We start from the raw sequence: 7,119 nt of genomic DNA on the forward strand, positions 1-7,119 counted from the left end.
AGCGCGCTCGCGAGCATCGTCGACATGCAACATGTCATCGCCCCCACCCGTCCACGTCTCGCCGGTCTCGACGCCGCTCGCGGGCTCGCCGTCCTCGGCATGTTCGCGGCCCACGTCGGGGCAGCGGACCGGCTCTTCGACTGGACGGATCCGTCGAGCTGGCCCGACCTCGTGAACGGCCGGTCCTCGGTCCTGTTCGCCCTGTGCGCCGGCGTCTCGCTCGTCCTGCTCACCACCGGACCGCGTGCCGATCCCGAGACCACCGGACGCGCGACGACCGGCCGTCCCGGAGGCGGTCTCCTGCGCGACCGTCGGCACGTGCTGGCCCGCGCCGCGGTGCTCCTGGCGATCGGCGCGCTCCTCACGCTCGTCCCAGGGGGCGTCCTCGTCATCCTGCCGACCTACGCGGTCCTGTTCGTGGCCGCGCTGCCCTTCCTCCGGCTCCGGCTCCGCTGGGTCGTCCTCGCGACCGCGCTCTCCCTGGGCGTCGGACCCGTGCTCGCACTCGCCGGTCAGGCCGTCGTCGAGATGAGCGGGAGCGGCATCGCCGACCTGCTGTTCGTCGGTTACCCGGCGGTGTCCTGGTTCGGCGTCGTGCTCGCCGGGGTGCTCGTCGCACGACTCGGCCTCGACCGCGCAGCGGTGCTCCGCCGGATGCTGGTCATCGGCACCGCGATGGCCGTCGTGGGGTACGGCGGCGGTGCCCTCCTCGGATCGGCGCTCGGCGTCGTCGGCCCGGTCGGGATGCTGGTCCCCGCGACGTCGGGCGGCGGGGCAGGACCCGTGTCGAAGACCGTGCCGAGCGGCGGCCCCGACGTGGTGCAGCTCCGACCGGAGTTCCCGCCGTTCCCGCAGATCCAGTGGGCGCGGCTGCTCGACGTCACGCCGCACTCGGGGTCGTCGTTCGAGCTCGTCGGAGCGCTCGGAGTCGCGCTGGCCGTCCTCGCCGCACTCTGCCTCGTCGCCGTCCGGCTCGCGTCGGTCCTCCTGCCGCTGCGCGCGGTCGGCCGCCTCGCCCTGACGCTCTACTGCGGGCACGTCCTGGCGATCGGTGCCTGGTTCGCCGCGGGCAACCCGGACCCGGTGCCCGCGCTCCACGGGTGGTTCCCGTTCACCGTGCTCGCCGTCGTGGCGGTCGTCACCGCGCTGCTCGTGGACCGGTCGGGTCGACGGGGGCCGCTCGAGGCTCTGACCCGCCGCGCGTCCCGAGCGCTCGACGATCCCCGGCCTGCGACCGCCTGACCGCTCCGCACCGACCCCGACCGCGCGACAGCCGGAACCCTGCGAACGCCGAAGCCCCCGCGACCGAGGTGGTCGCGGGGGCTGCCGACAGGACGGGGCTGGGTGTCCTAGTTCTTGGGCTCGGCGCTCGAGTGCGCGTTGGGCTGCACCGAGGGGCCGGGGTTGACGACGGGCTGCGCGGTCGGCTGCGCCGTGTGCTGGGCGGCGGGGTCGGTCACGACGGTGTTCACCGTGCCGTCGTCGTTCTTCTTGTCGTCGCCCATCTCCTTCTTGAAGATGTTGATCGACTGGCCGAGGCCCTTGGCGAGCGCCGGCAGCTTGGTCGCACCGAACAGCAGGATGACGATCCCGAGGATGATCAGCAGGTGGAGCCCTGTGAGGCCTGCGAACATGTTGACTCCTTGTCCTGGTTCTGGCGTCACTGGCCTGATCGTCGTCGATCGGGCCAGCGGAAGAGCGTGTCCAGACATGGTAACTCCCCCATCGCACCGAAGCCCAGGCCGGAGCAGGAACGGACACCGTTCACACAGGCAGCACCCCCGGAGGCCGTTGCTCTCCGGGGGTGCGCCGTTCCGGCCGCGGGTCAAGGCACGGCCGGGGTCGGTGGGGCGGCTAGTAGGCGCCGCGGGACCGCAGGACGGACGGGATCGTCCTGGCGAGGATGACGAGGTCGTGGAGGAACGACCAGTTCTCGACGTAGTGCAGGTCGAGCCGGACCCCTTCTGCCCAGTCGAGGTCCGAGCGGCCGCTGACCTGCCACAACCCGGTCATGCCGGGGGTCACGAGCAACCGTCGATCGGCGAAGTCCTCGTAGACGGCAACCTCGCTCGGCAGTGCGGGACGGGGACCGACGAGGCTCATCGACCCGGTGAGGACGTTCCACAGCTGCGGGAGCTCGTCGAGCGACGTCCGACGGAGGAACGCGCCGACCCGGGTCACCCGGGGGTCGCGCTGCAGCTTGAAGAGGGGCCCCGAGCCCTCGTTCTCGGCGGCGAGCTCGGCGATCCGCGCCTCGGCGTCGACGCACATCGTCCGGAACTTGAGGATCGAGAACTCCTGCGACCCCCGTCCGACGCGGCGCTGCCGGAAGAACACCGGCCCGCCGTCGTCGAGTCGGATGACCAGGGCGATGGCCGCGAGCAGCGGTGCGAGCACGACCAGACCGGCGGTGGCGCCGACCACGTCGAGCAGCCGCTTGCCCCGGCGGCAGCGGTAGTCGGGGGTCTCGACGTGCATGAGCGGCAACCCGTCGACCGGTCGCTCGTGCACCCGCCCAGCAGCGATGTCGGCGAGCGGCGAGGAGACGACGAGCTCGACGCCCCGCTCCTCGAGCTGCCACCCGAGTCGGCGCAGCCGTTCGTGGCCGCCGCGCACGGCACCGGCCACCACCACGGCCGCCACGCCCGTGTCCGACGCAACGTCGAGCACGTCGTCGATGCCGCCGATGACCTCGGCCTCGGCCGTGCCGAGGTCGACCCCGGTGCCCACCTCGGCGCAGTCGGACACGACCGCAGCGACGCGGTACCCGGCAGCCGGCGTGGCAGCGATGCGCCGCCCGACGTACCGGACGTCGTCGAGGTCGCCGACGAGCAGGACGTCGAGCAGCTGCTGCCCCAGGGCGCGGCGGTGGGCGAGGACCGTCCTGACGCCCTTCCGCCCGAGGGCGAGCAGGACGAGACCGAGTGGGAGCGCGATGGCGACGTAGCCCCGGGCGATGTCGAGTCGTGCGGCGTACGCGACCACGGCGACCGTCGCGCCGGCGACGAGACTCGCGGTGACGAGCCGGCGGTACTCCTCGCTGCCGATCCCGGCGATGCGCGGGTCGCGCGTCCGGAAGCCCGAGAGCAGGAGCATCCAGAGCAGCATGATCGCCGGAGCCGTCACGACCTCGGTCCAGCCGGGACCGGCGGCGAGGCCGGAGACCTCCCACGGGAACCGGAGGGCGTGAGCGACCCCGAACGCGACGACGAGCATCCCGAGGTCGAGCATGCCGACGGAGAAGGAGAACCCGGACGTGGCCCCGGCGGGAGCGGCCCGTCGCGGCGTGGTCGACGACGGCTGACGCACTGCGAGCGACATCGAGCACCTCCGGACGGTGACCGGCAGGCGGGTTCCGTGCCGGGCCCGGAAGCACCGGACCCGGCCAGTATATCAGTACGGTGTGCGATCTTCCAGCGTGTGGAGGACGTCCGCGAGCGACCACAGCACCGGCCCCTCGACCAGGCGCGCGGCCTCCGCGTCGGACAGCCCACGGACCCGGAAGCCGACGCGCTCACCCGGCAGCAGCGTCATGAACCCGCGGTCCACCGTGCCGGTCGACGCCACGCGGTCGGGCTGCACGAGCAGGTCCCGCACGAGCGACTCCGCCTCGACGACCAGGTCGTGCCCGTCGCCGTCGGCAGCGGGTGTCACCGTCGTGCGGTACCGCGCCGGCTCCCAGTGCACGTCCTGGTCCGGCGCCGCGGTCCAGACCGCACGGCGCCAGTCCATGTCCGCCACCACGAGCTCGCGGGTCGGGTCGTCGACGACGCCGACGGACTCCGGCAGCGGGACGACGGCGACGCCGGCCTCGGACAGCCGGACGGGCAGCGTCGCCTCGGCGAGGATCGTGCCCGAGACGTGCATGCGACGGACCCGGACCACGCTGTCGCGCCCAGCACGCGCGGAGCGGACGGCGACCTCGACGGGCGAACCGCCGAAGGACCCCGGCGAGACCCCGAGCGACAGGGTGTCCACCAGACCGCCGGGCTCGCCGGTCCCGTCCGCGGCACCGGCGGGGGTGGTCCCGGCCGCCCCGTCGGCGGGAGCCGACCTACCGTCGCGGTCCGTGCCTCCCGACCGGTCGTCGGACGGAGTCGGTGCCGCACCGTCGTCGGTGGCCGCACCGTCGGCGGTGGACGGACGCGCGACGGGACGGATCGCCAGCAGGACGTCGTCGTACAGCCGACGCAGCTCGTGCGCGAGCGGCTTGAGCCGCCCCGCGGAGTCGACCGCAGACCACGAGGCCACCGGCCACAGGTCGTTGAGCTGCCAGACGACCACGCCGGTGTTGCGCGGCCAGTGCGTCCGCCAGTGCTCGACGGCCGTCGCGATCGCGCGCGTCTGCTGGAGCTGCGTCAGGTAGTGCCAGCGGTCGAACTCCCCCGGGTCGACGGTACCGAACCTCGGCGCGATGCCGCGCGCGAGCTTGCCCATCCCGTCGTCGGCCTTCTGGTGGTGCACGACGCCGGGTGAGTCGACGCGCAGCGGCTCGTCCGTCACGGCCTCGCGCAGGGTGCGCCACGCGGGCGGCGCCTGCCAGCCGAACTCCGAGACGAAGCGCGGCACCGAGTCGCGGTAGTGGTCGTCGGAGAGGCGGTTCCAGACGTCCCACGAGTGGTGCGTCTCGTGGTCGACGTCGTTCGCGGGCAGGCTCTCGGAACCCGACCAGGGCGACGCGACCGTGTAGAAGCGCGACGGGTCGACGGCGTCGACGATCGTCGGGAGCAGGTCGAGGTAGTAGTCGAGTCCCCAGCCGCGGTCGCCGAGCTCGTCGGCCCAGCCGTCGGCGTCGTGCAGCCAGATGTTCTCGTTGTTGCCGTTCCAGACGACGAGCGAGGGGTGGCCGGCCAGGCGTGCGACGTTGTCGCGGGCCTCGGCGACGACCTCGCTGCGGATCGGCTCGATCTCGGGGTAGGCCGCGCACGCGAAGGCGAAGTCCTGCCAGACGAGCAGGCCGGCCTCGTCGCACACGTCGTAGAAGTCGTCGGACTCGTAGACGCCACCGCCCCAGACCCGGACGAGGTTCACGCCGATGTCCGCGGCGACCCGGAGCCGGTCGGCCACCCGCTGCCGGTCGACCCGGGACACGATGACGTCGTCCGGGATCCAGTTCACCCCGCGCACGTCGATCACGGTGCCGTTCACCACGACGGTGAAGGGCTTGCCGACGGCGTCGTCGGCGGTGTCGATGCGGGCCGAGCGGAAGCCCGTCCTCGCCGTCCGACGGTCGAGGACCTCGCCGTCGACGGTCTGCAGCTCGACGGTCACGTCGTACCGGGGCTGCTCCCCGTAGCCGCGCGGCCACCAGCGCCGCACCTCGGGCACGCGCACCGTGACGACCGTCTCGTCGTCCTTCGGCGTCAGCTGTGCCCGCGAACGCTGCCGGGTCGTCCCGCCGTCGGCCGTGGGGCCGGCGACCGTGACGACGAGCACGAGGTCGTCGTCCTCGCCGTCCTGGTCGAGGTCGTTCATCCCGGAGCGCTCGACGCGGACGTGGGCGTCGAGGACGCCCTCGCCGGCCTCGACGTCGACCAGCGGCTTCACCTCGGCGAGGCGGGCCGTCGACCAGCGCTCGATCGCGACGGGACGCCACGGTCCGCTCGTCACTGCGGTGAGTCCCCAGTCCCAGCCGAAGTTCGACGCCTGCTTGCGGACGTAGGGGAACGGCTCGTCGTACGGCCCGGGCATCGACCCGGCGCGGGCGGCGACACGGCCGGCCTCGCGGTACGGCGACTCGAAGAGCATCTCGAGCTCGCGGTCGCCCGCAGCACCCGGCACGTCGTTGAGGTCGAACCGGTACCGCCGGTGCATGTTCCGGGTGGTGCCGATGACCACGCCGTCGAGGCTCAGCTCCGCGACGGTGTCCAGCCCCTCGCAGACGAGGTCGACGCGCTCGTGGCCCCGCGGTGCGACGTCCACGGTGCGCCGGTAGACCCAGTCGGCCCGTCCGACCCACTTCGCGCCGTCCTCGTTGCGGTCGAACGTCGGGTCGGCGACGAGTCCCTCGCGTTCGAGGTCCGTGTGCACCTGCCCCGGCACCGTGGCGGGGATCGTGCGACCCGCGATCCCGGCCGGCGCTCCGGCCGGCACCTGGTCGCCGGCGATCGCCACGGTCCAGTCGTCGCGGAGTTCCTCGCGCTCGAGGGTCATGCGGGTCCTTTGCTGGGCGGACGGGGTGGGGCGGACGGGACCCGGACCGGCTGGTCGCCGACCCGGACCGGGACGCCGGCCGGCGGTCGTGCCCGTGGTCGCGGCAGCGGCCGGGAGGCGCGGCACCGGTCGCCCGGGCGTCGTCGCGTCCGCGCGCGCGGACGACTGCTCGCCGCGCGCGGGGGTGCTCGGCGATGCTAGTACGGCGACCTTGCCGGCACCTACGCCGCCGCCCGGGTCCGCGCGACGCGCACCGTCGGTGCGTGGCAGGGTGGTGCCGTGATCACCGTCGAACTCGCCCGGTCGCTCCGCGACGCCGGACTCCGCTGGCACCCGGCGACCGGCGACCGCTTCGTCATCGACAAGCCCGGGGTCGACGACGACGTCTACACCGTCTCCGAGATGACGGTCGAACGGCACGACTACCCGAGCGGCACCGTGCTCGGCTTCAACGGGACGACCGAGTGGGCGCTCGACTCGGTCGAGGCGTCCGAGTCGCTGTGGCTCCCGCGCGAGGACCAGCTGCGCGACCTGCTCGGCCCGGCGTTCGTGTCGCTGACCGCCGGGTTCGTCGTGACGGCGACGATCGGCGGGACGCCCCGGGAGTTCCGGAGTGACGACGCGGCCGAGGCCTACGCCGCCGCACTGCTGGAGTACGTCACCGCCGCCCTGGCGTGACGAGACCGCCCCCGTCCGGCTGGTGGGCCGGGCGGGGGCGGTCGTCCGGGCGGCTCGGTCCTCCGCGGGGTGGGACGCGTCCGCTCCGTCACGGCGGCGCTGTGCCCGGACCAGGAGGATCACGCCTCCGAGCAGGAGCACGGCAGCGGCAGGGAGCGCGACCCGCAGGACCGTGGAGCCGGTGAAGGCGAGCTCCGACGGCACCGGCTCGGCCTCGGGCTCCGTCGGCACCGACGGCACCGACGCAGCGCGGAGCACCGTCCGCAGCTGCTCCGACGACACCGCAGC

At 73.5% G+C, this 7,119-nt stretch carries 5 protein-coding genes; 2 read left to right on the forward strand and 3 right to left on the reverse strand.

Going from position 1 to position 7,119, the window contains the following annotated elements:
* Positions 1-24 precede the first annotated feature (24 nt).
* Entirely contained in the window at positions 25-1,242 is a 1,218-nt protein-coding gene (locus H7A69_RS05285) for a heparan-alpha-glucosaminide N-acetyltransferase domain-containing protein (RefSeq protein ID WP_182046103.1), read from the forward strand.
* Between the two features lie 107 nt (positions 1,243-1,349).
* Here the strand turns inward: H7A69_RS05285 and tatA are convergent, their stop codons facing one another.
* From tatA to H7A69_RS05300, 3 genes are all read right to left on the reverse strand, one after another.
* The gene (gene tatA / locus H7A69_RS05290) at positions 1,350-1,634 is read right to left on the reverse strand and encodes a twin-arginine translocase TatA/TatE family subunit (protein WP_069712031.1); all 285 of its coding nucleotides are present in this window, start codon (positions 1,632-1,634) and stop codon (positions 1,350-1,352) included.
* Between the two features lie 220 nt (positions 1,635-1,854).
* A complete protein-coding gene (locus H7A69_RS05295) occupies positions 1,855-3,321 on the reverse strand; it encodes a sugar transferase (RefSeq protein ID WP_182046104.1) in 1,467 nt (488 codons plus the stop codon).
* 72 nt (positions 3,322-3,393) lie between these two features.
* Positions 3,394-6,153 (reverse strand): glycoside hydrolase family 2 protein, encoded by a 2,760-nt coding sequence (locus H7A69_RS05300; protein WP_182046105.1) that lies wholly within the window; start codon positions 6,151-6,153, stop codon positions 3,394-3,396.
* 279 nt (positions 6,154-6,432) lie between these two features.
* On the opposite strand from H7A69_RS05300, the gene H7A69_RS05305 reads away from it, so the two are divergent.
* Positions 6,433-6,831, forward strand: coding sequence for a pilus assembly protein CpaE (locus tag H7A69_RS05305; RefSeq protein ID WP_182046106.1), 399 nt, complete (start codon positions 6,433-6,435; stop codon positions 6,829-6,831).
* Positions 6,832-7,119: the final 288 nt, after the last annotated feature.

The organism is Curtobacterium sp. ME26, from assembly GCF_903970945.1.
In the GTDB taxonomy this organism is placed as follows: Bacteria; Actinomycetota; Actinomycetes; order Actinomycetales; family Microbacteriaceae; genus Curtobacterium; species Curtobacterium citri.